Source organism: Thermomonospora umbrina (assembly GCF_003386555.1).
GTDB classification, from domain to species: Bacteria; Actinomycetota; Actinomycetes; order Streptosporangiales; family Streptosporangiaceae; genus Thermomonospora; species Thermomonospora umbrina.
In genome coordinates this window covers 5,546,446-5,570,500 of the sequence record NZ_QTTT01000001.1, presented here as the reverse complement: position 1 = coordinate 5,570,500, position 24,055 = coordinate 5,546,446, and the positions used below count along the sequence as shown (strand labels likewise).

25 protein-coding genes are annotated in these 24,055 nt (G+C 73.8%); 5 read left to right on the top strand and 20 right to left on the bottom strand.

Going from position 1 to position 24,055, the window contains the following annotated elements; all coding sequences use genetic code 11:
* Positions 1 to 23: 23 nt before the first annotated feature.
* The 10 genes from thiI to DFJ69_RS24870 form a co-directional block, all read right to left on the bottom strand.
* Positions 24 to 1,265 (bottom strand): tRNA uracil 4-sulfurtransferase ThiI, encoded by a 1,242-nt coding sequence (gene thiI / locus DFJ69_RS24915; protein WP_116024844.1) that lies wholly within the window; start codon positions 1,263 to 1,265, stop codon positions 24 to 26.
* Positions 1,266 to 1,401: 136 nt separating this feature from the next.
* Positions 1,402 to 2,427: a 6-phosphofructokinase gene (locus DFJ69_RS24910; protein WP_116024843.1), complete on the bottom strand. Its 1,026-nt coding sequence runs from the start codon at positions 2,425 to 2,427 to the stop codon at positions 1,402 to 1,404.
* A 117-nt stretch (positions 2,428 to 2,544) separates the two neighbouring features.
* Positions 2,545 to 3,000 (bottom strand): SCO6045 C-terminal-like domain-containing protein, encoded by a 456-nt coding sequence (locus DFJ69_RS24905; protein WP_116024842.1) that lies wholly within the window; start codon positions 2,998 to 3,000, stop codon positions 2,545 to 2,547.
* A 156-nt stretch (positions 3,001 to 3,156) separates the two neighbouring features.
* The gene (locus DFJ69_RS24900; protein WP_116026883.1) at positions 3,157 to 3,978 is read right to left on the bottom strand and encodes an MbnB/TglH/ChrH family RiPP precursor modification enzyme; all 822 of its coding nucleotides are present in this window, start codon (positions 3,976 to 3,978) and stop codon (positions 3,157 to 3,159) included.
* Entirely contained in the window at positions 3,975 to 4,919 is a 945-nt protein-coding gene (locus DFJ69_RS24895) for a TIGR04222 domain-containing membrane protein (RefSeq protein WP_170177771.1), read from the bottom strand. Before DFJ69_RS24895 ends, DFJ69_RS24900 begins: the two co-directional genes overlap by 4 nt.
* A gap of 109 nt (positions 4,920 to 5,028) precedes the next feature.
* Entirely contained in the window at positions 5,029 to 5,937 is a 909-nt protein-coding gene (locus tag DFJ69_RS24890) for a TIGR04222 domain-containing membrane protein (protein ID WP_170177770.1), read from the bottom strand.
* 108 nt (positions 5,938 to 6,045) lie between these two features.
* The gene (locus tag DFJ69_RS24885; RefSeq protein WP_116026882.1) at positions 6,046 to 6,693 is read right to left on the bottom strand and encodes a response regulator; all 648 of its coding nucleotides are present in this window, start codon (positions 6,691 to 6,693) and stop codon (positions 6,046 to 6,048) included.
* A 63-nt stretch (positions 6,694 to 6,756) separates the two neighbouring features.
* Positions 6,757 to 7,179: a hypothetical protein gene (locus DFJ69_RS24880; protein ID WP_116024839.1), complete on the bottom strand. Its 423-nt coding sequence runs from the start codon at positions 7,177 to 7,179 to the stop codon at positions 6,757 to 6,759.
* Between the two features lie 90 nt (positions 7,180 to 7,269).
* The gene (macS, locus tag DFJ69_RS24875; RefSeq protein ID WP_116024838.1) at positions 7,270 to 8,400 is read right to left on the bottom strand and encodes a MacS family sensor histidine kinase; all 1,131 of its coding nucleotides are present in this window, start codon (positions 8,398 to 8,400) and stop codon (positions 7,270 to 7,272) included.
* A gap of 12 nt (positions 8,401 to 8,412) precedes the next feature.
* Positions 8,413 to 9,132 carry a lysophospholipid acyltransferase family protein gene (locus tag DFJ69_RS24870; protein WP_116024837.1) on the bottom strand — a complete coding sequence of 240 codons (720 nt, stop codon included), beginning with the start codon at positions 9,130 to 9,132 and terminating at the stop codon, positions 8,413 to 8,415.
* A gap of 377 nt (positions 9,133 to 9,509) precedes the next feature.
* Here DFJ69_RS24870 and DFJ69_RS24865 point away from each other — a divergent pair, with 377 nt between their 5' ends.
* Entirely contained in the window at positions 9,510 to 10,346 is an 837-nt protein-coding gene (locus DFJ69_RS24865; protein ID WP_116024836.1) for a hypothetical protein, read from the top strand.
* A 41-nt stretch (positions 10,347 to 10,387) separates the two neighbouring features.
* On the opposite strand, the gene DFJ69_RS24860 is transcribed toward DFJ69_RS24865, so the two are convergent.
* From DFJ69_RS24860 to DFJ69_RS24840, 5 genes are all read right to left on the bottom strand, one after another.
* The gene (locus DFJ69_RS24860) at positions 10,388 to 11,110 is read right to left on the bottom strand and encodes an endonuclease/exonuclease/phosphatase family protein (RefSeq protein ID WP_116024835.1); all 723 of its coding nucleotides are present in this window, start codon (positions 11,108 to 11,110) and stop codon (positions 10,388 to 10,390) included.
* 12 nt (positions 11,111 to 11,122) lie between these two features.
* Positions 11,123 to 12,070, bottom strand: coding sequence for an ROK family glucokinase (locus tag DFJ69_RS24855; RefSeq protein WP_116024834.1), 948 nt, complete (start codon positions 12,068 to 12,070; stop codon positions 11,123 to 11,125).
* A gap of 165 nt (positions 12,071 to 12,235) precedes the next feature.
* Positions 12,236 to 12,676, bottom strand: coding sequence for an SRPBCC family protein (locus DFJ69_RS24850; RefSeq protein WP_116024833.1), 441 nt, complete (start codon positions 12,674 to 12,676; stop codon positions 12,236 to 12,238).
* Positions 12,677 to 12,737: 61 nt separating this feature from the next.
* Positions 12,738 to 13,505 carry a metallophosphoesterase family protein gene (locus DFJ69_RS24845; protein ID WP_116024832.1) on the bottom strand — a complete coding sequence of 256 codons (768 nt, stop codon included), beginning with the start codon at positions 13,503 to 13,505 and terminating at the stop codon, positions 12,738 to 12,740.
* A gap of 51 nt (positions 13,506 to 13,556) precedes the next feature.
* Positions 13,557 to 14,255, bottom strand: coding sequence for a copper homeostasis protein CutC (locus DFJ69_RS24840; protein WP_116024831.1), 699 nt, complete (start codon positions 14,253 to 14,255; stop codon positions 13,557 to 13,559).
* Positions 14,256 to 14,502: 247 nt separating this feature from the next.
* Here DFJ69_RS24840 and DFJ69_RS24835 point away from each other — a divergent pair, with 247 nt between their 5' ends.
* Positions 14,503 to 16,299 (top strand): AMP-dependent synthetase/ligase, encoded by a 1,797-nt coding sequence (locus DFJ69_RS24835; protein WP_211328731.1) that lies wholly within the window; start codon positions 14,503 to 14,505, stop codon positions 16,297 to 16,299.
* Positions 16,300 to 16,320: 21 nt separating this feature from the next.
* On the opposite strand, the gene DFJ69_RS24830 is transcribed toward DFJ69_RS24835, so the two are convergent.
* Both DFJ69_RS24830 and DFJ69_RS24825 read right to left on the bottom strand, forming a co-directional pair.
* Entirely contained in the window at positions 16,321 to 16,977 is a 657-nt protein-coding gene (locus tag DFJ69_RS24830; RefSeq protein WP_116024830.1) for an NAD(P)H-binding protein, read from the bottom strand.
* A gap of 114 nt (positions 16,978 to 17,091) precedes the next feature.
* Positions 17,092 to 17,682 carry a TetR/AcrR family transcriptional regulator gene (locus tag DFJ69_RS24825; RefSeq protein WP_116024829.1) on the bottom strand — a complete coding sequence of 197 codons (591 nt, stop codon included), beginning with the start codon at positions 17,680 to 17,682 and terminating at the stop codon, positions 17,092 to 17,094.
* A 76-nt stretch (positions 17,683 to 17,758) separates the two neighbouring features.
* Here DFJ69_RS24825 and DFJ69_RS24820 point away from each other — a divergent pair, with 76 nt between their 5' ends.
* Positions 17,759 to 18,940: an MFS transporter gene (locus DFJ69_RS24820; RefSeq protein ID WP_116024828.1), complete on the top strand. Its 1,182-nt coding sequence runs from the start codon at positions 17,759 to 17,761 to the stop codon at positions 18,938 to 18,940.
* 21 nt (positions 18,941 to 18,961) lie between these two features.
* Here the strand turns inward: DFJ69_RS24820 and DFJ69_RS24815 are convergent, their stop codons facing one another.
* Complete coding sequence (locus DFJ69_RS24815) at positions 18,962 to 20,371, bottom strand: FAD-dependent monooxygenase (protein WP_116026880.1); 1,410 nt, start codon at positions 20,369 to 20,371, stop codon at positions 18,962 to 18,964.
* A 137-nt stretch (positions 20,372 to 20,508) separates the two neighbouring features.
* Between DFJ69_RS24815 and DFJ69_RS24810 the strand changes: the two genes are divergently transcribed.
* On the top strand, positions 20,509 to 20,859 hold the full coding sequence (locus tag DFJ69_RS24810) for an ArsR/SmtB family transcription factor (protein ID WP_116024827.1): 351 nt from the start codon (positions 20,509 to 20,511) through the stop codon (positions 20,857 to 20,859).
* Positions 20,860 to 21,406: 547 nt separating this feature from the next.
* Here DFJ69_RS24810 and DFJ69_RS24800 read toward each other — a convergent pair.
* Positions 21,407 to 21,973, bottom strand: a complete 567-nt coding sequence (locus tag DFJ69_RS24800; RefSeq protein ID WP_116024825.1) for a riboflavin biosynthesis intermediates N-glycosidase — start codon at positions 21,971 to 21,973, stop codon at positions 21,407 to 21,409.
* Positions 21,974 to 22,331: 358 nt separating this feature from the next.
* Here DFJ69_RS24800 and DFJ69_RS24795 point away from each other — a divergent pair, with 358 nt between their 5' ends.
* On the top strand, positions 22,332 to 22,733 hold the full coding sequence (locus DFJ69_RS24795; RefSeq protein WP_170177769.1) for an ATP-binding protein: 402 nt from the start codon (positions 22,332 to 22,334) through the stop codon (positions 22,731 to 22,733).
* A 99-nt stretch (positions 22,734 to 22,832) separates the two neighbouring features.
* Here the strand turns inward: DFJ69_RS24795 and DFJ69_RS24790 are convergent, their stop codons facing one another.
* Positions 22,833 to 23,966, bottom strand: coding sequence for a glycosyltransferase family 4 protein (locus tag DFJ69_RS24790; RefSeq protein WP_116026879.1), 1,134 nt, complete (start codon positions 23,964 to 23,966; stop codon positions 22,833 to 22,835).
* Positions 23,967 to 24,055: the final 89 nt, after the last annotated feature.

Here is a 24,055-nt window from a genome sequence, read left to right as displayed (position 1 = left end):
TCCGTACCCGTGCCGGCCGGGTGTCAGGCGGTGACCTCGCCGTAGACGGGGCGGTGCTCCTGGACGGAGTCGGCCAGGCGTTCGGCCAGCTCGTCGGCGTCGAGGCGGCGGTCGATCTGACGCAGGTCGTCGATCCTGGCGCGGGTCTCGGCGCGGCGCGGGGCCAGCAGGGTGCAGCAGTCCTCGTCGGGCAGCTCGGAGATCCCCAGGGTGCGGATCCGGCGGGCCTGGTCCATGATCTCGATCTTGTCCATGCCGACCAGGGGCCGCAGGATGGGCAGCTCCACGGCGTCGTCCAGGGCGGTCATGTTGGCCAGCGTCTGGCTGCTGACCTGGCCGAGGGAGTCGCCGGTGATCAGGGCCGCGCCGCCGAGCCGGCGCGCCACGAGCTGGCCGGTGCGCAGCATCAGCCGGCGCTGCGCGATCACGGCCAGCCGGTCGGCGCCCGACGACTTGATCTGCTGCTGGGCCTTGCCGAACGGCACCACGAACAGCCGGGAGCCGCCCTGGAACCGGTCCAGCTCGCGGACCAGCGCGTACGCCTTGTAGATGGACTCCGGGCCGGTGAACGGCATGCCGGAGAAGTGCAGGTAGTCGACCCGCAGGCCGCGGCGCATCATCCGGTGGGCGGCCACCGGGGAGTCGATGCCGCCGGACATCAGGACGAGGGCCCGGCCGCTCATGCCGACCGGGAGCCCGCCCTGGCCCTGGGTGCCGTCGGTGTAGACGAACACCTCGTCGCGGTCGACCTCGACGGACAGGGTGTGCTCGGGGTTCTTGAGCCGGACCGGCAGCCCGTACGCCTCGACGATCTCGGAGCCGACCAGCCGGTCGAGTTCGGTGGAGGTCAGCGGGAAGCGCTTGTCGCGGCGGCGGGAGCGGACCGCGAACGCGCCGGTGCGGCCGGCCATGAGGTCGAGGGCCGCGCGCACGACGCTCTGCGGGTCCTTGCCGACGCGCCAGGCCCGGTGGACCCACACGATGCCCATGACGTCGGTGATCCGCCGGACGAGGGCGTCCACCGTGGCGACGTCGGCCTTCTCTCCGGCGCCCATCCGCACCACCATGACGCCGTGGCGGCGCCGGACCTCCACGGGGGCGATGTCACGGACGGCCTGCCGCACGTTGTTCTGCAGCCGCCGTTCGAACTGCTCGCGGTTCTTCCCCTTGAGCACGACCTCGCCCAGTTTGATCAGCACGCACGGCTCGGCGTCCGTCGGCATGCCGCCGGTCGCCTGCTCGGCCGTGGTGTCGAGCATGGTCATGCGCGGGACCTCCTGGGGTGAACGTGAGAAAGGGGCCGGACCTCTAGTGTCGCCCACCGGCGACCGTGTCGCGACACGATGCGGCCCGCGGGCCCGGGATCGTTCCCGGGGCCGCGGGCCGTCGCCGTCGGGGTCGTCAGCCGAAGAAGACCTCGGCCTCGGCGTAGCGCTCGACCGGGACGGTCTTCAGGGTGTCGGTGGCGGCGCTCAGCCCGACCCGGTGGATCTCGGTGCCCGCCAGGCCGACCATCTTGCCGTAATCGCCGTCGTGCACCGCGTCGATGGCGTGCAGTCCGAAGCGGGTGGCCAGCACCCGGTCGAAGGCGGTGGGGGTGCCGCCGCGCTGGATGTGCCCCAGTACGGTGCAGCGCGCCTCCTTGCCGGTGCGCTTCTCGATCTCGTCGGCCAGCCGCTGCCCCATCCCGCCCAGCCGGACGTGCCCGAACGCGTCCAGCTCGCCGGTCTGCAGCTCCATCTGGCCCTCGGCGGGGTGGGCGCCCTCGGCGACCACGATGATCGGGGCGTAGCGGGTCTTGAACCGGCTCTCGACGTACTCGACGACCTTGTCGATGTCGAACGGCTTCTCCGGGATCAGGATCACGTTGGCCCCGGCCGCCATCCCGGCGTGCAGCGCGATCCAGCCCGCGTGCCGGCCCATCACCTCGCAGATCAGCGCGCGGTGGTGGCTCTCGGCGGTGGTGTGCAGACGGTCGATGGCCTCCATCGCGATGTTGACGGCGGTGTCGAAGCCGAACGTGTAGTCGGTGGCCGACAGGTCGTTGTCGATGGTCTTGGGCACGCCGACCACGTTGACGCCGGCCTCGTGCAGCCGCGCGGCCACCCCGAGGGTGTCCTCGCCGCCGATGGCGATCAGGGCGTCCACGCCGAGCCCGGCGAGGTTGTCCTTGATCCGCTCGATGCCGCCCTCGACCTTGGTCGGGTTGGTCCGCGACGATCCGAGGATGGTCCCGCCGCGCGGGAGGATGCCCCGCACCGCCTGGACGTCCAGCGCGATCGTGTCGCCCTCCAACGGGCCTCGCCAGCCCGACCGGAAGCCCACGAACTCGTACCCGTAGACCTGTACGCCCTTACGCACCACAGCGCGGATGACGGCGTTCAGACCAGGGCAGTCGCCGCCTCCGGTCAGCACTCCGACGCGCATGTATTCCTCCCCTGAGCTCACCCGGCCAGCCTAGTAGCGCGGGCATGACGGCAGGACGCATTCCGGCCCGCGGTCGGGGCACCTCGCCCGGCCCGGCCATTGGTCTAGACCATAGCCTCAGCGAGGGCGCCGCGAGAACGTTCCTGCCCGCCTGAACACGATCGTCACCAGTCCGCCAGGAATCCGACGGATCCCGAAACGTCGGGGCCTGGGAGCGCCCTGCCCGTCGTACCTCCAGTGCGCCTCGGTCAGCGCCAGCTCGCGGGCCGCCGGCGGCGCCAGCACGGCGCGGTGGTCACGGGCGAAGTCCCAGCCGTCCCGCCACGCCCCCCGCGTGGGCCGCCCCCGCGCCCACGCCCCGAAAACCTCGCCCCAGTCGGCTCCGTGCCCGGCCGCCAGGGCGGGCCAGGCCCGCGCCACCTCACCCGCCCGCTTGCGCATCAACGCCCGCCCCGCCGCCCCGACCCGCTCCGCGTCGAAACCCGCAGGCACCGGCCCACCCGCCACGAGCGCCGCCACCAACGCCTCCTGCGCCGCGGCCAGCGCCGCCCGCCCCTCCACGGCGTCGCTCATGCCCTCACCGACCGCCCCACGCCGACCCCCCGCGCCACGGCCGACACAACCCGCCCGCGCCGTCGACCATCACACGACCACGCCGACCGCCCGAGGCCAACCCGTTGAACTCGGCGCGTGCGGGGGCCGGGGCGTTCCGTGCGTCCGGCGGGGAGGTCATGTGATGGCCGGGTGGCCTGCGGCGGCGGCGATGGCGTCCAGTTCGGCGCGGAGTTCGGCGGCGGGCGGGTAGGCGCCGTCGCGTTCGAGGAGGAGGCCGGGCGGGCGGTGGCGGGTGCCGAGCTCCTTGATCAGGGCGAGCACCTCGGTGGGGACGGGGTCGGTGTGGGTGTCGTGGTAGAGGCCCCCCTGAGGGCGGCCCCCGGCCACGTGGCAGTAGGCGACCCGTTCCAGGGGCAGGCGGTCGAGCAGGGCGAACGGGTCCTCGGCGCGGTTGCGGGCGTTGGCGTACACGTTGGCGAGGTCGAGCAGCAGGAGAGCGTCGGTGCGTTCCAGCAGCTCGGTGAGGAACGCGCCCTCGTCGTATTCGGCGTCGGGCCAGTCGAACAGTGCCGCGATGGGCTCGACGGCCAGCGGCACCGGCAGCTCGGCGCGGGTTCGCCGGATGTTGTCGGTCAGCGCGTCGAGGGCCGCGCGGGTGCGCGGCACCGGCAACAGGTGGCCGGCCTCCATGCCGCCCGCGCGGACGAACGCGACGTGCTCGCTGACCAGGGGTGCGCGGAGCAGCTCGGCGGTGGCGGCCAGGTGGGCGACCCGTTCGGGCTCCACCGGCTCGGCCCCTCCGAGGGACAGCCGTACGCCGTGCGGCACGACCTGGACGCCGCGGTCGCGCAGGGCGAGGAGCCCCTGCGGGGGGTGGTCGCCGTGGACGGACTCGGCGATGACCTCGGTGAAGCGCAGGCCCGGCAGGTCGGCCACGAAACCGGCGATCTCGGGCCGCCAGCCGATGCCGACCCCCAGGGGCGGCACGTCGCTCATCCGCCGCAGCCCCCTCCGCCGCCTCCGCCCCCACCGCAGCCGCCTCCGCCGCCGGAGCTGGAGCCGCAGCCGCCGCCCGCGCTCGCCGAGCACGCGTAGCCGCCCCCGGAGGAGCCCGACGAGGCGGAGCCGCCGGAGCCCAGGTGCTTGTGCAGCTCCACGGCGTCGGCGAACTCCTCGTCCACGCCGGACAGCGCGGGGAACCCGTACAGGGCCACGCCCAGCGCCGCGCCCTCCGCCCCGTAGGTCGTCCAGGCGGGTGACACCTTGGGGTCGAGGTGGGCGTTGCGGGCGCGGGCCCCGTCGACGGCGCCCTGCCCGGCCCGCACCTTGCCGGGGACGGCCAGCAGCAGGGTCACCGCGGCGATGGCCACCAGGATCAAGGCGCCGATCAGATAGCCGACGGCGCTGCCGTTCTGCAGGCCCGCCACCAGCCGGACGATCCCGACGCCCAACAGGGCCGCCATCGGCAGCGCGGCCAGCCGGATCTGCGTGACGTGGGCCGGGCCGGGCAGCAGCCCCCGGCGCTCCAGGTCGAGGCGGATCCGGTCGGCCTCCTTCCACACGGCGGCGCGGCCGGTCAGGCTCCGGACGGTGATCGGCCCCTTCCCGACCTCGCGATGGATGGCCAGGTCGAGCGGTGTGCGCATGGTGCTCGGCTCGGGCCCGGCGACCAGCTCGTTGTCGCCGGGCGAGGTGATCGCCCCGTCGGCCCGCAGCGCCGCCAGCGCGGTCCCGATCACGCGGAACCGGCCGCCGACGAGGTAGGCGACCTCGTACGGGTGCAGATCCTGCCCCGGGTCGCCGCCGGCGGTGATCCGCCGCCGGACCACCAGGGCCACGACCAGCAGCAGCACCGCCACCGCCGCGTACCCGGTGATGAACGCGGGCCCGGAGATCCCCCAGGTGTCCCCGGCTCCCACCGGCCGATGTGCGCTCATGAGCATCGTGTCTCCCCGCCGTCGGGCCCCGCGCAGGGGCCGTCTGACTCCAGATGCCGGTCAGATCGTCCGGTTCTCCATGCCGGATGACACAGATCGGGTGATTCGGTCATCCGCCGCAGCCCCCGCAACCGCCGCAGCCCCCTCCGTCACCACAGCCACCGCCTCCGCCGTCGGCGCCGCCCGAGCCGCTCGTGCCGAGGTGGCGGTCCAGCTCGCTCTCCGCGGCGAACGCCGGGTCGAGGCCCACCAGCGCCGCGGATCCGAAGAGCGCGACGCCGAAGCCCGCGCCGAGCGCCCCGTAGGTGGCCCAGGCCGGCGACTGCGCGGGATCGAGGTGGCGGTGCCGTTCCCGGGCCCCCGCGAGGGCCTGGTGCCCGGCCGTGGTGACCCGGGGCACGGCCGCCGTCAGCGCGACCGCCACGATGGCGACGAGGACCGTCGCGATGAGGATGAAGACGGCCGGCCGGTCGCCGGCCGTGCCCGCCGCGAAGCGGACGACCCCCAAGGCCGCCATCGCCCACAGCGGCAGGACGGCCCACCGCATCTGGGCGCGCTCGGCGTCGGTGAGGGCCAGGCCCTCGCGTTCGAGGTCGAGCAGCAGCCGGTTCAGGGCCGTCGGCGTCGCGTGGGCGCCGGTCAGGCGGGCGGTCTTGACGTCGCCGGCCCCACGGATCTCCTCGTACAGATCGTCGACCAGCGGCGTGCGCACGGTGCGGCGGGACGGATCGTCGGTCACCCGGATCCGCCCGGCGCCCGCCGACTCGATCGCCCCGTCGGCCCGCAGGATCGCCAGCGCCGAGGCCACCGCCCAGGTCTTCCCGGACATCAGGTACGCGACCTCGTAGGGCTGCAGGTCTCGCGGCGCGCCCTTGCGCCCGGCGATCCCCCGGCGCACCAGCGCCACGAGGGCCGCGGCGCCCACCGCGGCGAGCAGATAGAGGCCGAGGAACACCGGACCGGAAATCCCCCAGGTGTCCCCCGCGCCCGCGAGGCCGTCCACAGCGCGCAGTCCCATCGCGTCTCCTTGCCGCCGCGGGCCCATGCGTCGGGGCCCTGACCCTTTGGACGGCCGGAAGGGACCTCCGGTTCGCACCGCCCGATGGACGAAAGGTGACGCGTCAGGTCAGTCCTGGTCAAGCCCCTTTTCCATGGCGTAGCGGACCAGTTCGACACGGTTGTGGAGTTGCAGCTTCCCGAGGGTGTTCTGGACGTGGTTCTGCACGGTGCGATGCGACAGGACGAGCCGCTGGGCGATCTGCTTGTAGGTGAGCCCCTTGGCGACCAACCGCAGCACCTCGGTCTCGCGGTCGGTCAGCCGGGGCGCGTCGTCGTCCTCGCGGCGCGGCACCGCGGCCAGCCGCCGGTACTCGCCGAGGACCAGGCCCGCCAGGCCGGGGGTGAACACGGCGTCGCCCTCGGCGGTGCGGCGCACCGCGTCGAGGAACTCCTCGCGCCCGGCGGACTTCAGCAGATAACCGGTGGCGCCCGCCTTGACCGCGTCGAGCACGTCCTGCTGCTCGCCGCTGGCCGACAGCACCAGCACCCGCACCGCGGGCTCGCCGTCCTCGCCCGGGGCGGCCAGGGCGCGGGCCACCTCGACGCCGCTGATGTCGGGCAGTTGGAGGTCCACCACGGCGACCTGGGGACGGGCTGCGGCGGCGATCCGGACGGCCGCCCGGCCCTCCCCCGCGGTGGCGACGACCTCGTGCCCGGCCTCGGCCAGGTCACGGGCCACCGCGTCCCGCCACATCGGGTGGTCGTCCACGACCATCACCCGGACGGGCGCGGGAGGGGCCGGGGGCTCGCTCACGTCCTTCACGGACGCCACCCTAGGTCAGCCCGTCGGGGACGGCGAGACCGTGGGCTCCTCCTCCGGCGTCGGGAACCGGCGGAACCCGTCCCAGCCCGGGGGCGGCGCGGGCTCCCCCCACCGCTCGTAGGGGTCGCGCTCCCAGCGCCGCCGTTCCGGGGCGAACGGGCCGCCGCGCTCGACCACCCGGACGAAGCGGTCGCCGTCGTCGTCGTTGTTGACGACGTCCACCAGGCCGACCAGGCCGCCGCCCACGATCACGCCCGCCAGCCCGGCGGCCAGGAGCTGCACGGACCTGCGGCCGGCCCACGAACGGCGCGGTTCCCGCCAGACGGGGGGCGAGGCGGGGAGGGTCGGGGGCTGCGGGAGGGGCGGAGGCGGGGACTCCGGCCGCGCCTCGCCGGCCTCGGGGCCGGCGACGCGCCGTTCGTCGTTCTCATCGGTCATGGGGGCTCCCTGGTTCGGTCGGGAGACCCATGATGGGCCCCGGCCCGTTAACCCGTGATAAGCCGGGATGATCCGCGATGAGCCGAGCGCTCAGGGCAACGGCACGACCATCTCGATCTCGGTGCCCTCCCCCGGCGCCGAGACGATCGTGACCCGGCCGCCGAGATCGCGGATCCGGCCCCGGATGGACTGGGCCACCCCGAGCCGCCCGTCCTCGGCGGCGGCGGCGAGCCGGTCGGTCGGCATGCCGGGACCGTCGTCCCGCACGCTGACGATCACGCCGGACGGGTCGTCCTCCAACAGCACCCAGGCGCGGGTGCCGGGGCCGCAGTGCCGGCGCACGTTGTCCAACGCGGCGACCACGGCGGCGTCGATCTCCCGGGCCGTGCGGGGCGGCAGCGGGACGGGGGTGGCGGGTGTCGAGACGGTGACGGCCGTGGAGGCGTGCGCGGCCAGCAGCGTGCGCAGATCGGTGTCGGCGGCGCCCTGGTCGGCGACGGGCTCGGAGCGGGAGCCGATCAGGGACCGCAGCGCCGCCTCCTGCTCCCCGGCGAGCCTGCCCAGCTCGGCGGCCTCCCCGCCCAGCTCACCGCCGCGCCGCTGGACCAGGGTGAGCACCTGCAGGACGGAGTCGTGGATGCGGCGGGCGAGCCGTTCGCGTTCGCGGTTGGCCGCCTCCAGCTCGATGGCGCGGGCGAGCCGGGCCTCCGCCTCGATGCCCAGCTTGGCGACGTGGCCGACGACGAACCCCGCCATGAAGACCAGCACGACCCCGTTGAAGGTGGCCTGGGTCGGCATGTAGCCCCGGCCGGAGATGCCGTGCACGGTGATCCCGGTCACCCCGATGATCACGGCGGCCAGCGAGCCCCGCCGTTTGCCCCCGGACACGCCCCAGGCCAGCACCGGGCCCGCGACCCAGGCCATGGGGAGGGTGGGCGCGCCCTCGAAGATCCGGTCGGGGCGTTCCACCCAGGCCGTGGCGAGCAGGCACCCGGCGGCCACCGCGAGGTCGGCGGCCAGCAGTGGCCACCCCCGGCGCGCGGGGTCGGCGTAGGCGTAGCTCGTGTACGCCGTCCACGCCGTCATGAGGGCCAGCACGACCCAGCCGGCGACCGGGCTGCGGTACTCCTCGACGTTGCGCACCACGAGGGTGGCCGCGTACACGAGGGCGGCGATCCGGAAGACCGCGATCGCCCGCCACAGCGGCGCCTCGAAACCCATGGAGAACGCGGCTCAGTCGTCCTCGTCGTCGACCGGACGCGGGGTCTTCCCGGCCAGCTCGGCCTTGACCTCGGCGGCGTAGCGGTCCACGTACTCCTGGCCGGACAGCTCCCGGATGGACTGCATGATCTCGTCGGTGACCTTGCGCAGCACCTCCCGGTCGTCCTCCATCCCGTAGTAGCGGGAGAAGTCCAGCGGCGCCCCGAACCGCACGCCGGGGCGCACGCCGAGCCGCGGGTACGGCCGGCCCGAGGGCATCAGCTCGAAGGTGTTGATCATCGCCATCGGGATGACCGGCGCCCGGGACTTCAGCGCCAGCCGGGCGACGCCGGTCTTGCCCTTGTAGAGGCGTTCGTCGGGCACCCGGGTGCCCTCGGGGTAGATCCCCAGCAGCTTGCCCTCCGACAGGATCCGCAGCCCCGTGCGGAGCGCCGCCTCGCCGGCCCGGCCGCCGGTGCGGTCCACCGGCACGACGCCCACGCCCGTGAAGAACGCCTTGCTGAGCAGGCCCTTGACACCCTTGCCGGAGAAGTACTCGGCCTTGCCGATGAAGAAGATGCGGCGGCGCAGCGGCAGCGGCCCGAAGAAGTGGTCGGCGAACGACAGGTGGTTGCTGACCAGCAGCGCCGGGCCGGACCTCGGCACGTGGTGCATGCCGGAGTTCCGGGGCCGCCAGAGCACGTACATGATCGGTGTGAGGATGATCCGGAGCAGCATCCAGAACCAGAACATGCCGACCCCTTTCCCTGACCGCGCCACGCTCGCGGCCGACGACTCGCCGTACTCGCACCACGCCGCGTCAGGGGGTTGACGCGGAGGCGGTGATGGGTCATCTTCCCATCCCCGCGATCCGCTGCCCACACCACCGGGGGACGCCCCGCGCGGAGGGGGCGCGGAGGGTCGTAGGCTTCGTCGTGCACGTGACATCCTCGAGCGCCCGGCCGTCACGCCCACCGCGGCCGAGCGAATACCGTAGAAGCCACGCGGGAGTGCGTCCCCGGTCCGGTCAGGCGGCCCGGCGGGTACCGTGGGGACACACCTGATCAGGGAGCGGAGGCCGTCATGCCGGTGCTGTCGGTCGCGCTGGAGTCGTCGAAGGAGCCGGCCAGGTGAAGCGCCGTGGCAATGGACTGGACGCCGACTCGTACGCCCCGCTCATCGACCTGGCCCCGCATCTGGCCGACACGATGCTGGAGGCGCTGCGGGAGGCCGGGGTCGCCGCCTACGTCACCCCCACACCCGATCCCGACGCCGCGCGGCCCGGACCCGCCGGCGGCGACGGCGACTCCCTCGACCGGCTGTACGTCGACACCGCGATGCAGTCGGCGGCCGAGGGCATCCTGCACACCCACCTGACCCGGCTGCGCCCCGCCGACGGCGACACCGCGCCGGACGGCGGCGACGAGCCCGGCCCGGCCGACCTCGACTCCGGCGACCTGCTCGACCGGATGCCGCAGCGGTCCGGCGAGCACGGCGGCGCGGTCGCCGAACGCGACGAGGACGCCATCTGGGCCGAGATCGTCGCGGGCTTCGACAGCGAGCCGGCCGCCGGCGCCACCCCGTGGCCCGACCAGGAGAACCTCGACGACCCGACGGCCGGCGGCGACGACGTCGCGGGCGACGAGGGCGAGGACCGCACCGGCAGGCTGCCGATGGCGCGGGTCATCAAGCCCGCGGGCGGGCCCGAGCCGCTGCCCCCCGACGACGACGGCCACTACGTGCCGCCGCCGCCCCCGCCGCTGCCGAGCGCGGACCCGATCACCAAGGCCGCCTGGATCTCGCTGGTCGGCGGCCCGCTGTACCTGCTGATCACGGTGATCCTCGGCTGGGACGTGCCCGGCTGGGCGGCGTTCGCGGCGGTCGCGGCGTTCATCGGCGGTTTCGTGACGCTGGTGCTGCGGATGGGCGACGACCCCCGCGACACCGACGACGGCGCCATCGTCTAGACCCCCTCGGAGAGCGGCGGGCTCCGTCGCGGTGCGACCGGTCACGCCGGTGGGACGGTTTCCTCGGTCAGGCGGAGGTCCGCCAGCACCGGGCGGTGGTCGGTGGCGCGTGGGTAGTCGGCGGCGAGGGCGGGGGCCTCGGGGACGCCGCAGCCGATCACCTCGATCCGTCGGTCGGCGAAGACGCCGTCGATCCGTCGGCGCGGGTCACGGGAGGAGTAGGTGTGCCCGGCGCCGCGGGGCGCGGTCGCGTACGCGTCGGCGTAGGCGTCGGCCAGCAGGGTCCAGGACGGGCCGCCGGGCTCCTCGTTGACGTCGCCGGTCAGCACGACCGGGGCCCCGAATCTGCGGCGGGCACGTTCCAACAGTTCGATGACCTCGGCGGTGTGCCGCCTCCGGGCGTCGGAGCGCAGGTCCAAGTGGGTGCTCGCGGCGATCAGCCGCGTGCCGTCGAACTCCAGCACGGCCAGGGCCAGGCCGCGGCGGTGCAGGCGCGGCACCGGGGTCAGCAGGTGGTACGCGGCGTGCACGACGCGGCCCCGGGGGCCCGCCAGGACGGCGAGCCCGGCCTCGCGACGGCTCGAGGCGACCCGGAGGCCCGTCATCCGGGCCAGCCGCCACCGCTTGGCCCGCCAGAGCAGGAAGCGCGGCACCTCCTGCAGGCACACCACGTCGGCCTCGCAGCCCCGGATGACGCGTGCCAGCGCGGCGGTGTCGTCGCGCATCGACCGGATGTTGTAGCTGAGGACCCGTACCGGCGTCATGGCGCGCCCAGCTCAGCGTGAGCGGGCGAGGTCGGCCGCGCCGACGATGCCGGCGTCCGAGCCGAGCTCGGCGATCCTGATGTCGGGGAGTCTGCGGTGGCCGCGTCCGGTCACGGCGGCCTCGAACGCGGCGCGGACCGGCTCCAGGAGAAGGTCGCCGGCGTCCGACAGCCCGCCGCCGATGACGAACGCGCCCGGGTCCAGAATGGCGGCGAGGTCGGCCAGGCCCTGCCCGGTCCAGCCCGCCACGGTGCGAAAGCACTCCAACGCCGCCGGGTCGCCCTCGCGCGCCGCCTGGGTGACCTCCGGGCCGCTGATGCCCTCCGGCGAACCCTCGCCCAGCTCCAGCAGCCGTCCGGCCATCGCGGGCGCCACCCGGGCCAGCTCGCGGGCCTCGTGGACGAGTGCGTTGCCGCTGGCGTACTGCTCCCAGCAGCCGCGATTGCCGCAGCCGCAGCGGCGGCCGTCGGGGACCATCCGGAAGTGGCCGATCTCGCCGCCGAGGCCGAACCGGCCACGGTAGAGGCCGCCGTCGACGATGATGCCGCCGCCGATGCCGGTGCCGAGGGCGACCAGGACCAGGAAGCGCTCGCCCCGCCCGGCGCCGAACCGGAACTCGCCCCAGGCGGTCGCGTTCGCGTCGTTCTCCACCACCACCGGCAGCCCCGCCAGCCCCTCGACCTTCTCCTTGATGGGCTCGTCGCGCCAGGCCAGGTTGGGGGCGAACAGCACGGTGGAACGGGCCTCGTCGACGAAACCGGCCGCGCCCAGCCCGACGGCCTCGACGTCCTCGAACTTGCCCTTGAGCAGGTCGACCACCTCGGCGATGACCTCGGCGGTCTGGATCGGGTCGGTGGACGGGGTCGGCCTGCGCACCTTCTCCAGGATCCGTCCGCGGCCGTCGACCACACCGGCCGCGACCTTCGTGCCACCCACGTCCACGCCGATGGTCAGCGCCATGCGCGTCTCCTCCTCACAGGGGTCCCGGGGCTCGCCGGACGTCGATGGGATCCCCGTGGGAGCCTTCCCGTCGCGCGCAGCCGGTACGCGGCGGCCGGGACGGCGGACACACCATCGTGGTCGGCGGGGCACCGTGTCGTACGGTGCCGGTAACGAAGGTATCGCTCAGCGTTCGACGTGTCGCTTGAGCCCCTTGAGCGCCGAGTCTATGATCATCTTTTCGCCCTTGCGCTTGACCAGGCCGATCATGGGCACCCGGACGTCCACGGCCAACGCGTAGACCACCTCGGTGACACCCTCGCCGATCTCGGTGAGCCGGTACGAGCCGTGCAGGGCGGTGACGACGTTCCCCTTGTCGACCAGCTCCCAGCGCACGCCGGAGTCGTCGGGGTCCCACACGTAGGCCAGCCCGTAGGAGTCCTTGATGGGGCCCGCGTCGATCGTCAGCCGGGCCCTGGCGGGACGGCCGTCGGGGCCGGTCTCCTGCACCTCCACCTCGCGGATCCCCCCCGCCCACTCCGGATAGGACTCCAGGTCGGCGATCACCGTCATGATCGCGGACCTGCCCGCCTCGACGGTGATGGAAGAACTCGCGCGGTCCGCCATCGGATGCCTTTCCCCTCGGGTTCGCGGGGGCCCGGTCGCGGGCCGCCCGCGCACAGTATCGTCACAGGTCCAGGACGAACGGCACGCCGCCGGCCCGGAAGTGCCCCACGTTGACGCACTCCGTACGGCCGATCCGCATCCGCTTTGCCAGCGGCTGGTGGACGTGGCCGAACAGCACGTACCGGGGCTGGGTCTCGCGGATCGCCGTCAGCACCGCCTCGCTGCCGCGCTCGAACCGGCGGGCGACGGTGTCGTACAGCAGTTCGGGGACGGCGGGGGGGATATGGCAGCACAGCACGTCCACCTCCCCCACCGCGGCGACCTTCTCCGCGTACACGTGGTCGTCGACCTCGTTGGGGGTGCGGTAGACGGTGCGCAGCCCACCGCCGACGAACCCGAAGCGCAGACCGCCGATCTCGGCGACCTCCCCGTCGAGCACCCGGTGGCCGTCGCGGAGGTGGTCGGCCCACATCTGCGGGATGTCGACGTTGCCGTAGGTGAGGTACGCGGGCGCGGGCATGGCGGCGAAAAGCTCGGCGTACTGGCTCCGCACGGCGCGTTCGATGTGCGGCCACGCGCCGCCCTCCAGCGAGGCCCACATCCGCTTGGAGAACGCCCGCGCCTCGTCGAACCGCTTCTCGGTGCGCAGCGCGATCAGGTGGTCGGCGTTGTCCTGTCCGAACAGCTCGGCGAAGATGCCCTGCCGGTGGTCGGAGTAGTCGATGAACAGGATCAGGTCGCCCAGGCACAGGAACGCGTCCGCGCCGTCCCCGGCCCGTGCGAGCGCCTCCGCGTTCCCATGGACGTCGCTCACCACGTGGATCCGCATGGACCGACAATACGGCCCTTTCACCCGGGCGGCCCGGGCGAGGTGCGCCGTTCAGCCCCCGACGGCGGCGGAGACCAGGGTGCGCCATTCGCGGACGAGGGCGGCGTCCACCGGGGCGTCCCACGAGCCGTCCGGGCGCACCGCGCTGCCCACGTGGAACGCTCCGACGCCGGCGGCGGCCAACAGCGCCACGTGCTTGCGGCGGAGCCCCCCGCCGGCCATGATCATCCGCGCCGGGCCGGGGCTGCCCGCCGCCCTGCGGACCAGCGTCTCGCCCCCGGCGTCCACCCCGCGCGACGAGCCCGCGGTGAGCACCGTGTCGAGGGTGCCGCCGAGGTCGCAGACGGTGTCCCACGCCCGCGCCGCGTCGGCGGCGTGGTCGACGGCGCGGTGGAACGTCCACGGCAGCGGGGCGGTCACCGCGGCGAGCTTGCCGGTGGCGGCCAGGTCCACGTTGCCGGCCGCGTCCAGGAAGCCGAACACGAAGCCGTCGGCCCCCGCGTCCTTGAGGTCCTCGGCGGCGCGGCGCAGCCGGTCCAACTCGGGCGCGGTGGTGCGGAACCCGGGGTTGGCCCGCAGCATCACCCGCATCGGCAGCGAGGTGGCGCGGCGCATCAGGGCCACCGCCTCCGGATCGGGGGTGAGCCCGTCGGCGGCCATGTCGGCGACGACCTCGATCCGGTCGGCGCCGCCCTCCTCGGCCGCGCGCGCGTCGTCCGCGTCGAGAGCGATCACTTCGAGCAGCGCCATGACACCCCCTCCTCCGCCCGTCGCGTGTGCCGTCAAGCCTAGGGGAGACAGTGGCGGATCACCTTGCACTGACGGATGCTTTGCCCGGGGAACCCGGGGACCCTTCGGGCGGCCGAGCGCATAACCTGGGGCGCAGGGAATGTGACGCGATTGTGAACGGCGTTCCCCCACTGGACGCTACCCACCGGTATGTCAACAGCGGTAGCGTCCTGTCAGGTCGTTTGCCGTGCTCAATGGAGGAGTGACCGTGCGCGAGATCAGCGTCCCCGCCATGGTGAAGGTGCCCGAGTCCGCCACCTTGACCGACGCGCCGTTCTCCCGTGCCGAGGCCGATCCCGGGCGGATCGTGCTGCGCCGCAAGGCCGGGGACGCGTGGAGCGCGGTCACCGCCGGCGAGTTCGCCGCCGAGGTGACCGGTGTGGCCAAGGGGCTCATCGCCGCCGGCGTCGAGCCCGGCGACCGCGTCGCCCTGCTGTCGCAGACCCGGTACGAGTGGACGCTCTTCGACTACGCCGTCTGGGCGGCCGGGGGCGTCGTCGTCCCCGTCTACGAGACGTCCTCCCCCGAGCAGATCCGGTGGATCCTCGCCGACTCCGGGGCCAAGGCCCTCGTCGCCGAGACCGACGCCCACCTCGCCTCGGTGGCGGAGGTGCGGGAGTCCCTGCCGGAGCTGGCGCACGTGTGGGGCATCGACGGCGGCGGCGTGGCCGAGCTGACCGCGGCGGGCGCGGACGTGACCGAGGAGGCGTTCAAGGAGCGCCGCACCTCGCGGACGGGCTCCGACGTCGCCACCCTCATCTACACCTCCGGCACCACGGGCCGTCCCAAGGGCTGCGAGCTCACCCACTTCAACTTCGTCTCGACCGCGCGCAACAGCCTGCAGGGCGCGCTGGGCGAGGTCACCTTCGAGGGCTCCTCGACGCTGCTGTTCCTGCCGCTGGCCCACGTGTTCGCCCGGCTGATCGAGGTCGGCTGCATCGAGGGCGGGGTGGTGCTCGCGCACAGCGACATCCCGTCCCTGCTGCCCGACCTGGCGAGCTTCCGGCCCACCTTCCTGCTCGCCGTGCCGCGGGTGTTCGAGAAGGTCTACAACGGCGCCGAGCAGAAGGCCGCCGCCGGCGGCGGGGCCAAGGGCAAGATCTTCCACGCCGCCGCCGCGACCGCCATCGCCTACAGCAGGGCCCTGGACGCGCCGGGCGGCCCCAAGACCGGCCTCAAGATCAAGCACCGGGTGTTCGATCGGCTGGTCTACGGAAAGCTCCGCGAGGCCGTCGGCGGCCGGGTGCAGTTCGCGGTGTCCGGGGGCGCGGCCCTCGGCGAACGGCTCGGCCACTTCTTCCGCGGGGTCGGCATCGTGATCCTGGAGGGCTACGGCCTGACCGAGACCACCGCCCCCGCCACGGTGAACCGGCCGCGCGCCATGCGGGTCGGCACCGTGGGCCGGCCGATCCCCGGCGTGGACGTGCGGATCGCCGACGACGGCGAGGTGCTGGTCAAGGGCGTCAACGTGCTGCGCGGCTACTGGGGCAACGAGGCCGCCACCAAGGAGGCGGTGGAGGACGGCTGGTTCCGCACCGGCGACCTCGGCTCGCTGGACCCCGACGGGTACCTCAAGATCACCGGCCGGAAGAAGGAGATCCTGGTCACCGCGGGCGGCAAGAACGTGGCCCCGGCCCCGTTGGAGGACCGGCTGCGGGCCCACCCGCTGGTCAGCCAGTGTCTGGTGGTGGGCGACGGGCGCAAGTTCATCGGCGCCCTGATCACCCTGGACGAGGAGGCCCTCGGGCCGTGGGCGCAGGCCCACGGCAGGTCCCCGGGGCTCACCCCGGCGCAGGCCCGCGAGGACGCCGACGTGCGCGCCGCCCTCGACACCGCCGTGGCCGAGGCCAACCGCAGCGTCAGCCAGGCCGAGGCCATCAAGAAGTACGCGATCCTGGACGTCGACTTCACCGAGGCGACCGGCCACCTGACCCCGTCGCTCAAGGTCAAGCGCAACGTCGTCCTCCGGGACTTCGCCGACGAGATCGAGGCGCTGTACTCCTGACCGCCGGGCCCGTCGCCGCCCTCAGCCGAGGGCCGCGACGGCCTCGGCGACGGGCACCGGCCCGTTGACGAGGTCGAGCGTGCGGCGCCGCACGGCCGGGGCGTCCAGCAGCGCGACGATCACGGCGGCCACGTCGTCGCGGGTCACGTCGCCCCGGCCCACCTCGGGCTCGGCCAGCGTCACCCGTCCCGTTCCGGGGTCGTCGGTGAGCCGGCCGGGCCGCAGCACCAGCCAGTCGAGATCACGGGCGCGCAGGTCGTCCTCGGCCTCGCCCTTGGCCCGCACGTAGGCGGCCCACACCTCATCGGTGCCCGGGCGCGGCGGCAGCCCGGCGCCCATGGCGGAGATCTGCACGAATCGGCCGACCCCCGCCCGCTCGGCCGCGTCGGCCAACAGCACGGACGCTCCCCGGTCCACGGTGTCCTTGCGGGCGACGCCGCTGCCCGGCCCGGCGCCGGCGGCGAAGACCGCGGCGTCGGCGCCCGCCAGCACCTCGGCGACCTCGTCGACCGAGGCGCGCTCCAGGTCGCGGACGACGGGCCGCGCCCCGGTCTCCCGGACGTCGTCGGCGTGGTCGGGATTGCGGATGAGGGCCGTCACCCCGTCACGCCGGCCCGCCAGCCTTGCGGCCAGCAGCAGTGCGATCTTCCCATGGCCCCCGGCGATCACAACGTTCATACCGCGATCCTACGAAGCCGCCCGCCGAACCACCGGCATCGACCTCCGCCGGCGCGAGGCGGCCCATCGGGTGCCGGGGTCCTCCCACGCCGCCGATTCGCCACGCGGCGCGGGTCAGCGGGGGTCGGCCTTCTCCAGCGCGGCGCGGGCGAAGGCGGTGACGTGCTCGCGCATCGCGGCGGGGTCGTCGGGGTCGCCGGCCAGGTCGCCCAGCATGATCTGGGCGATCTGGGGCATCGCGGTGGGCCAGGCGGCGAGGCCGATGAGGGTGAACATGAGACGGCCCATCTCCGGGCCCGTCTCGCGGGCGAGGCCGGAGGCGAGGGAGTCGACCTTGGCGCGGCAGCGGTCGACGCGCCGCTGGTCGTGCGGCAGGTTCTCGTCCCGCTGGTGGAGGGACTCCCACATCAGCAGCCGCAGCACCTCGGGGTGGGCGCGGTAGTGGTCGAAGAGCTGCCCGACGTACTCGACCGGGTCCTCGCCGGGTTGGGAGAGCGCCTCGGCGAGTTCGTCGAGGGCGACGTTCATGACGGTGTCGAAGAGCTTGTCCTTGCTGCCGAAGTGGCCGTAGATGCGCTCCTTGTTGACCCCGGCGCGGCGGGCGATCCGGTCGACCCGGGCCCCGGCGATGCCGTGGGCGGCGAACTCCTCGCGCGCGGCGTGGAGCAGGGCGTCTCTGGTGGTACCGGCGGCGTCCCTCGACATGACGGTCATCTTAGGGCATGCATCACACCAACCGGTTGGTTGACACCCAACCGGTTGGTTGGCTAGCGTCCGGATCATGAGCCTCGCACCATCACGCCCCACCCCCCGACCGGCTCCGGCGACGGCGCCGTTCGCCCGTACGGCGGCGGTCCTCTCGTTCACCGCGTTGCTCGCGACCGGCCAGTTGTACGGGGTCATCCCGCTGTTCGCCGCGATGGAGGACGACTGGGGCGCCGGTCGCACCACGCTGACCTGGATGGTGAGCGTGTTCGGGTTCGGCTATGTGGCCGGTTTCCTCCTGTTCGGCCCGCTGTCCGACCGGTTCGGACGACGCCGCGTGGTCGTCTGGGGCGTCGCGGCGACGACGCTCACCACGGCGTTGGTGGCGACCGCGCCCTCACTGGGCTCGGGCCTCGCGTTGCGCGCCCTGCAGGGGCTGACGATCGGCGCCTTCCCTCCGGTCGCCATGGCGTACGTCGGCGAACGCGTCGAGCCCCGGCGGCGCCTGGTCACGCTGACGGCGATGACCACGGGCTTCCTGTCGGCGGCCGTGCTCGGCCAGCTCGCCGCGCAGGGGTTGGCGGCGACCGTGGGGTGGCGCGCGTTCTTCCTGTTCGGCGCGGTGGCGTTCGCCGTGGCCGCCGTGGCCCTGCACCGGGTGATGCTCCCGGATCCGCCCGTCGGTGGGCGGTCCCCGCTGGACGCCTACCGCGCGATGCCCGCCCTGTTGGTCTCTCCCCGGCTGCGGAGGCTCTACCTGGCCACGCTCACGGTGCTGGGCTCGTTCGTCGCGGTGTTCACCGGTCTCGAGCTCAGCGGCGTGGACGGGCTGCTGGGCCTGCGCGCCGCCGCGCTGCCCGTCATCCTCGCGATCCCGTTCCTCACCCCGCGTCTGGCCCGGCTGCCCGGACCCCATCGGGTGGGCGCGGCGCTGGCGCTGGCCGCCGGCGCGGTCGCCCTGGCGGGGCTGTTGGAGCCGGGGACGGCCGTCCTGGCGGTGCTGCTCATCGCCCTCACCGGCGGGATCGCGATCGCCGCGCCGGGGCTGGTGGACACCGTCGGCACCCGCGCCGGTGACGCCCGTGGACCGGCGATCTCGCTGTTCACCGCCGTGCTGTTCCTGGGCGCCAGCATCGGTCCGCAGATCGCCGGACCTCTCACCTCTCACGGCTTCGCGCCCTTGGCCTACGTCCTCGCGGGGCTGCTGCTCTCGGGCTCCCTGCTCGCGGCGTCCACCGCAAGCGCCGCCCGCCGATGACCGCCATGACTCCGGGCTCGTTCAGAACCAGCGGGCGACGGCTCGGCGGAGGGAGGCCACGTCGCCGCCCGCCCAGGCCACGTAACCGTCGGGGCGGACCAACAGCGCGTCGGTCGGCTCCCGCCGCTCCGCCTTGGCCCGGACGACCGACACCGGACCGCCCTCGACGACCTCCACCAGATCGTCCCGGTCGGCGAGGTCGAGGAGGAGCGGTCGTGCCGCGCGCAGCAGCTCCACGAGGCGGACCGTACGGCCGTCGACGTGCAGCACCATGTCCGGGGCCATGTGCCCCGCCCCCGGGACGCCCACGTCGTACACGGTGCGCACCCCGCTGACCATGCCGCTGAGGTGCTCGTTGACCTGGTCGAACCGCATCAGCTCGGCGAACAGCTCGCGCAGCGGGTCGACGGCCGGGTCGGGATGCGCCAGGGCGTTCTGGGCCCGCACGTTCCACAGCACGCGCGCGGCCACCGGGTGACGCTCGGAGTGGTAGGTGTCGAGCAGCCCGCGCGGAGCCGTTCCCCGGACCTCGGCGGCGAGCTTCCAGCCGAGGTTGAAGGCGTCCTCCAGCCCGGTGTTCAGACCCTGACCGCCCCACGGGAAGTGCACGTGCGCGGCGTCGCCCGCCAGCAGCACCCGTCCCCTCCGGTACGTCTCCGCCTGGAGCGCCGCGTCACCGTACCTGCTCAGGAACTGCGGGTCGCTCATCGGGATGGGCCGCCCCGCGATGTACTCGGCCGCCGCCCGCAGCTCGTCGAGGGTGACCGGCGCCTGCCGATCGGCGTGCGGCCCCCGGTAGTCGTACGTCGTGATGCGACCACGACCGGACCGGGCGGGCCAGACGAGGAGCCAGCCGCGAGGCGTCCGATGCCAGCCTCCGGGGAGGTCGTCCGGCAGTCGCACGGCGCCCATGAGCGCGGCGACGCGCGCCTCGGTGCCGGTGAACGCGATCCCCGCGGCCTTGCGGACGACGCTGCGGGCGCCGTCCGCACCGACGACGTACCGCGCGTCGACCTCCCGTCCGTTCACGGTGAGGGTCACGCGGTCGTCGTGCTGCACCAGCCCGGTGACCTCCTGACCTCGTCGGATCTCGGCGCCCGACTCGAGGGCCCGCTCCGCGAACACGTGCTCGGCCCAGGCCTGCGGGCTGCCGACGAGGGTCGGCCCGTCCTCCACGACCCGACCGAGGTCGAGCCCGAACATGCCGGAGAAGTGGAAGCCCACCCCGCCGTACACGGGCCGCCCGACCGCCTCGAGCAGCCCCCTGCGATCGAGGCTCTGCGCGGTACGGGCGTGCAGGGTCCCGGCCTTGGACTCTCCGCCGGGCTCGGCGAGCCGCTCCAACACGACGGGCCGCACCCCCTGCAGGGCCACCTCGGCCGCCACCAGCATGCCCACGGGGCCACCGCCGACGACTGCGACATCGATCATGACGAGCACTCCTCCGCCACGGCGTCCCTCCCGTGGTACGTCCGTCCGAGACGAACGAACCGTATGAACGTACGAGATCCTCGTACAAACATCGCCCCACGTCAACCGGATGTACGAAAACTACGTACGATGGACCCATGACCCTGCTGCACCCCGCCCGCGACCAGATCGAGTTGGTCGACGTCCTGGCCGCGCTGGGCCACCCCGTCCGCGCCCGGATCGTCCGCGGACTCGCCTCCGGCGAGGAGCGCTTCTGCGGCTCCCTGCTGCCGGGCGTCCCCAAGTCCACCCTCACGCACCACTGGCGGGTCCTCCGCGAGAGCGGCGTCATCCGCCAACGCCCCGAGGGCCGCAAGCTCTACATCACCCTCCGCCGCGCCGACCTCGACGCCCGCTTCCCCGGCCTCCTCGACCTCTTCCTCTCCGAACCGCCCCCGCCCATGCCCACCGCCCCCGAGGACCATCCCGCCGAGGCCGACCACCACTGACCCGACGCCCGAATCGACCCCACGGCGGCCATGTCGGACCTCACACGCCCTAAGCCGAAGTGAGCTGGACCTTAAAGGTTCCCTAAGGAACGTGCGGGGTTTGGGTGGGGTGCCTAACGTCGCTGGTGCGGCCGGTCACCGGCATCGCCGGGGAGGTGCGGATGGGTCTGGAGCAGGAACGACGGTCCCTCCGGGTTCCCCGGTTCGGCCGGCCGTCGCACCGGACCGCGTCCGGCACCCTCGTCCACGCTCATGACCGATGCGGTCGGCCCGCCATGCGTCCGGCGCCCACCTCCAGACTCCCCCACCCTGGGCGCCCGGCCGCCGGACTCGACCGGGTCATCGCCCTGCAGGGAACGGGCGGCGTGGAGTTCGGTTGTCGGGGGTGCCGGCGCGGCTTCGGAGGTGTCGGACGCGGGGGCGGCATCCGGCCTTGAGGCGGGCGCCCTGCCGTCGGCGCGGTGGCAGGGCGTCCACCTGGAGACCGGTGGCGCCACGCGGGGACGGGCGCGGTTCGGGGGTGACGTCCCACGGGGGGAGGGTGGCGTCAGCCCCGGAGCCGGGCGCGGGCCTCCATGAGGGCGAAGCCCAAGAGGTTGAGTCCGCGCCAGCGGGCGGGGACGATCGCCCGCTCGTCCTGTTCGCGGAGGCCGATGCCCCAGACGCGGTCAAGGGGGCTGGCCTCCACGAGGACACGGTCTCCCGTACCGAGGAGGTAGCCGCGCAGGGCCGGGTCCTGGCCGAACTTGGCGACGTTGCCCTGGGTCACGATCTCGGAGCGGTGGGACCCCCAGCGGGCGTCGTCGAATCCGCGCACCTCACGGCCGAGCTTCTTGGCCTCGGCCGGATGGGTCGCGTCGATGATGCGGTCGAAGGTCCGGTCGTCGCCGAAAAGGCGGGCCTTGTGCGCCATCATCCAATGCTCGGCGCTCCGGTAGGTGACGCCGTCCACGGTGAACGAGCCCTCCCACCACTGGCTGAGGCAGCCCTTGCCGACCTCCTGGGAGGCGGACGGCCGATGGCCCCAGAAGAACAGGAACTTCAAACGCCGTCCCCGGGTCTGCAACGCGAGGACGTCCTGTACGGTGCGCGGTTCCGGCGCTTCATCGGCCATGTCCGGCACCTTGCCCGGAACGGACTCCCTGCCGCAACCGGTATATCGAGGGGGCCTCGGACCCTCCACAGGGCGTTCCCGACTCGGGGAGGCGGTCCGCATCCCAGAGTCGATACCGACCGTAAATCACTGCTCGCAGGAGGCCGGGGCGGGTTGCCCCGATCCGTGACCCGCCGGGCGGTCCGGCGCGCCACCATGGATTGCCAAGGGTCATGATGATTGCTCTTCGAGAGCGTATCGTTACGTACAGTTGCGCAAAGGCACAGGTCAATGGGGACCGTGCCGGAGGCGTCAGCGTGCCGAGCGATCCGGTGACGACGATTCCGGGAGCGGACCGGCATGGAAGGACAGGACGACCGTGACGAACGAGCGGGTGCACCGCAGGGCCTTCAAGGGCGAGCCCGAGGAACTGGCGAAGGTACGGAACTTCGCGGCGACGGCCCTGGCCGGGTGCCCGGTCCTGGACGACGCCATCCTGCTCCTCGACGAGGTCACGGCCAACGCCATCGTGCACACCGACTCCCCCACCATCGAGGTGGCCCTGCGCCACGTCGGCGACGTCGTCCGCGGCGAGGTCCGCGACGCGGGCTCGTCCGACTCCGTCCCCGCGCCCAAGCAGGAGTCGGACGGCGAGAGCGGTCGCGGCCTCCTCATCGTGGACCTGCTCGCCAAGCAGTGGGGCAGCCGCCGCACCTCCCAGGGACGCCTGGTCTGGTTCGAACTCCACGACCCCGACTGCGCCCCCAAGCCCGCCCCCTGAGCCCTCCGGACGACCGCCGGCCCGACGTTCACCGGCAGCGCGCCCAACGGCTCTGAGGCCCGCAGGCGCACGACGTCCGACGCGGGCCCGTGTCGAGGGTCAGGAGCCCCCGGTGAGAAGCGTGTCGAGGCGGGCGGCCTGGACGTCCCAGCGCCACTCGCGTTCGACCCACGCCCGGCCCTGCTCCCCCATCTTGCGAGCCCGTTCGGGGTCGGCCAGGAGGTCGGTGACGGCCTCGGCGAGCTCGGGGACGGAACGCCCCCGGACGACCACGCCGGTCTCGCCGTCCAGGACGGCGTCGGGAGCGCCGCCCGAGTCGCCCGCCACGACGGGGAGGCCGGTGGAGGACGCCTCCAGGTAGACGATGCCGAGCCCCTCGACGTCCAGGCCGCGTCGGCGGGTGCGGCACGGCATGGCGAACACGTCACCGGCGTCGTAGTGGGCCGGCAGTTGCTCCCACGGCACGCTGCCCGCGAAGACCACCGAGTCGGACACACCGCGTTCGGCCGCCAGTCGTTCCAGATCGGCGCGGTACGGGCCGCCGCCGACCAGCAGCAGCGCGGCGTCCGGGAACTTGCGCAGCACCGTGGGCCACGCGTGAACGAGGGCGTCCTGCCCCTTGCGCGGCACCAGGCGGGACACGCACACGACCACGGGACGGTCGGCGAGGCCGTACCGGCGGCGGACCTCGGCGCCGCCGGAGCCCGCGAAGAACGCCGTCTCGTCCACTCCGGGCGCCAGTCGCGCCATGCGGGAGGCGGCCTGCGGCGACAGCACGGCGGCCATCCGCGAACGGGTGTACTCCCCCAGGTAGGTCAGCACGTCCAGGCCCTCGCCGATCCGCCGCAGCGCGCTCCTCGCCACCGGCAGGGACGCCCAGGCCGCCTCGTGCCCGTGGGTGATGCCGACGCAGTGCTCGACCCCGTACCGGCGCAACGCGGGGGCCAGCAGGCCGAGCGGGGCGGCGGCGCCGAACAGCACCGTGTCGCAGCCCTCGGAGCGGGCGAGGGCGCCGGCTCGGCGCAGCACCGACGGCTCCGGCAGCATCAGCGACGTCGGGTGCCGCACGATCGGGAACTTCTGCCCGGCGTCGAACTCGGCCGCGCCCTTCCACGCGGGGGCGTACACCACCACCGAGCCCGGCGGCCTCCGGACCGCCAGGTTGTGCACGAACGCCTGGATCCCGCCCGGCCGGGGCGGGAAGTCATTGGTCACCACCAGAGTCTTGGTCATCTCGCGCCCCAGCATGCCACGGCCCCCTTCATGACGAAGCCCGCCGCCGGGGTGTGTCCCCGGGGCGGGCTCGTCGACTCCTCGCGGGA

What these genes read in the sequence shown, in the direction of transcription:
- DFJ69_RS24860 (WP_116024835.1), bottom strand. Translation starts at nt 11,110, where the DNA reads ATGACGCCGGTACGGGTCCTCAGCTACAACATCCGGTCGATGCGCGAC.
- thiI (WP_116024844.1), bottom strand. Translation starts at nt 1,265, where the DNA reads ATGACCATGCTCGACACCACGGCCGAGCAGGCGACCGGCGGCATGCCG.
- macS (WP_116024838.1), bottom strand. Translation starts at nt 8,400, where the DNA reads ATGGGTTTCGAGGCGCCGCTGTGGCGGGCGATCGCGGTCTTCCGGATC.
- DFJ69_RS24825 (WP_116024829.1), bottom strand. Translation starts at nt 17,682, where the DNA reads ATGTCGAGGGACGCCGCCGGTACCACCAGAGACGCCCTGCTCCACGCC.
- DFJ69_RS24870 (WP_116024837.1), bottom strand. Translation starts at nt 9,132, where the DNA reads ATGTTCTGGTTCTGGATGCTGCTCCGGATCATCCTCACACCGATCATG.
- DFJ69_RS24840 (WP_116024831.1), bottom strand. Translation starts at nt 14,255, where the DNA reads ATGGCGCTGCTCGAAGTGATCGCTCTCGACGCGGACGACGCGCGCGCG.
- DFJ69_RS24800 (WP_116024825.1), bottom strand. Translation starts at nt 21,973, where the DNA reads ATGGCCGATGAAGCGCCGGAACCGCGCACCGTACAGGACGTCCTCGCG.
- DFJ69_RS24895 (WP_170177771.1), bottom strand. Translation starts at nt 4,919, where the DNA reads ATGAGCGCACATCGGCCGGTGGGAGCCGGGGACACCTGGGGGATCTCC.
- DFJ69_RS24885 (WP_116026882.1), bottom strand. Translation starts at nt 6,693, where the DNA reads ATGGTCGTGGACGACCACCCGATGTGGCGGGACGCGGTGGCCCGTGAC.
- DFJ69_RS24820 (WP_116024828.1), top strand. Translation starts at nt 17,759, where the DNA reads ATGAGCCTCGCACCATCACGCCCCACCCCCCGACCGGCTCCGGCGACG.
- DFJ69_RS24815 (WP_116026880.1), bottom strand. Translation starts at nt 20,371, where the DNA reads ATGATCGATGTCGCAGTCGTCGGCGGTGGCCCCGTGGGCATGCTGGTG.
- DFJ69_RS24900 (WP_116026883.1), bottom strand. Translation starts at nt 3,978, where the DNA reads ATGAGCGACGTGCCGCCCCTGGGGGTCGGCATCGGCTGGCGGCCCGAG.
- DFJ69_RS24830 (WP_116024830.1), bottom strand. Translation starts at nt 16,977, where the DNA reads ATGAACGTTGTGATCGCCGGGGGCCATGGGAAGATCGCACTGCTGCTG.
- DFJ69_RS24910 (WP_116024843.1), bottom strand. Translation starts at nt 2,427, where the DNA reads ATGCGCGTCGGAGTGCTGACCGGAGGCGGCGACTGCCCTGGTCTGAAC.
- DFJ69_RS24880 (WP_116024839.1), bottom strand. Translation starts at nt 7,179, where the DNA reads ATGACCGATGAGAACGACGAACGGCGCGTCGCCGGCCCCGAGGCCGGC.
- DFJ69_RS24845 (WP_116024832.1), bottom strand. Translation starts at nt 13,505, where the DNA reads ATGCGGATCCACGTGGTGAGCGACGTCCATGGGAACGCGGAGGCGCTC.
- DFJ69_RS24810 (WP_116024827.1), top strand. Translation starts at nt 20,509, where the DNA reads ATGACCCTGCTGCACCCCGCCCGCGACCAGATCGAGTTGGTCGACGTC.
- DFJ69_RS24855 (WP_116024834.1), bottom strand. Translation starts at nt 12,070, where the DNA reads ATGGCGCTGACCATCGGCGTGGACGTGGGTGGCACGAAGGTCGCGGCC.
- DFJ69_RS24790 (WP_116026879.1), bottom strand. Translation starts at nt 23,966, where the DNA reads ATGACCAAGACTCTGGTGGTGACCAATGACTTCCCGCCCCGGCCGGGC.
- DFJ69_RS24890 (WP_170177770.1), bottom strand. Translation starts at nt 5,937, where the DNA reads ATGGGACTGCGCGCTGTGGACGGCCTCGCGGGCGCGGGGGACACCTGG.
- DFJ69_RS24850 (WP_116024833.1), bottom strand. Translation starts at nt 12,676, where the DNA reads ATGGCGGACCGCGCGAGTTCTTCCATCACCGTCGAGGCGGGCAGGTCC.
- DFJ69_RS24905 (WP_116024842.1), bottom strand. Translation starts at nt 3,000, where the DNA reads ATGAGCGACGCCGTGGAGGGGCGGGCGGCGCTGGCCGCGGCGCAGGAG.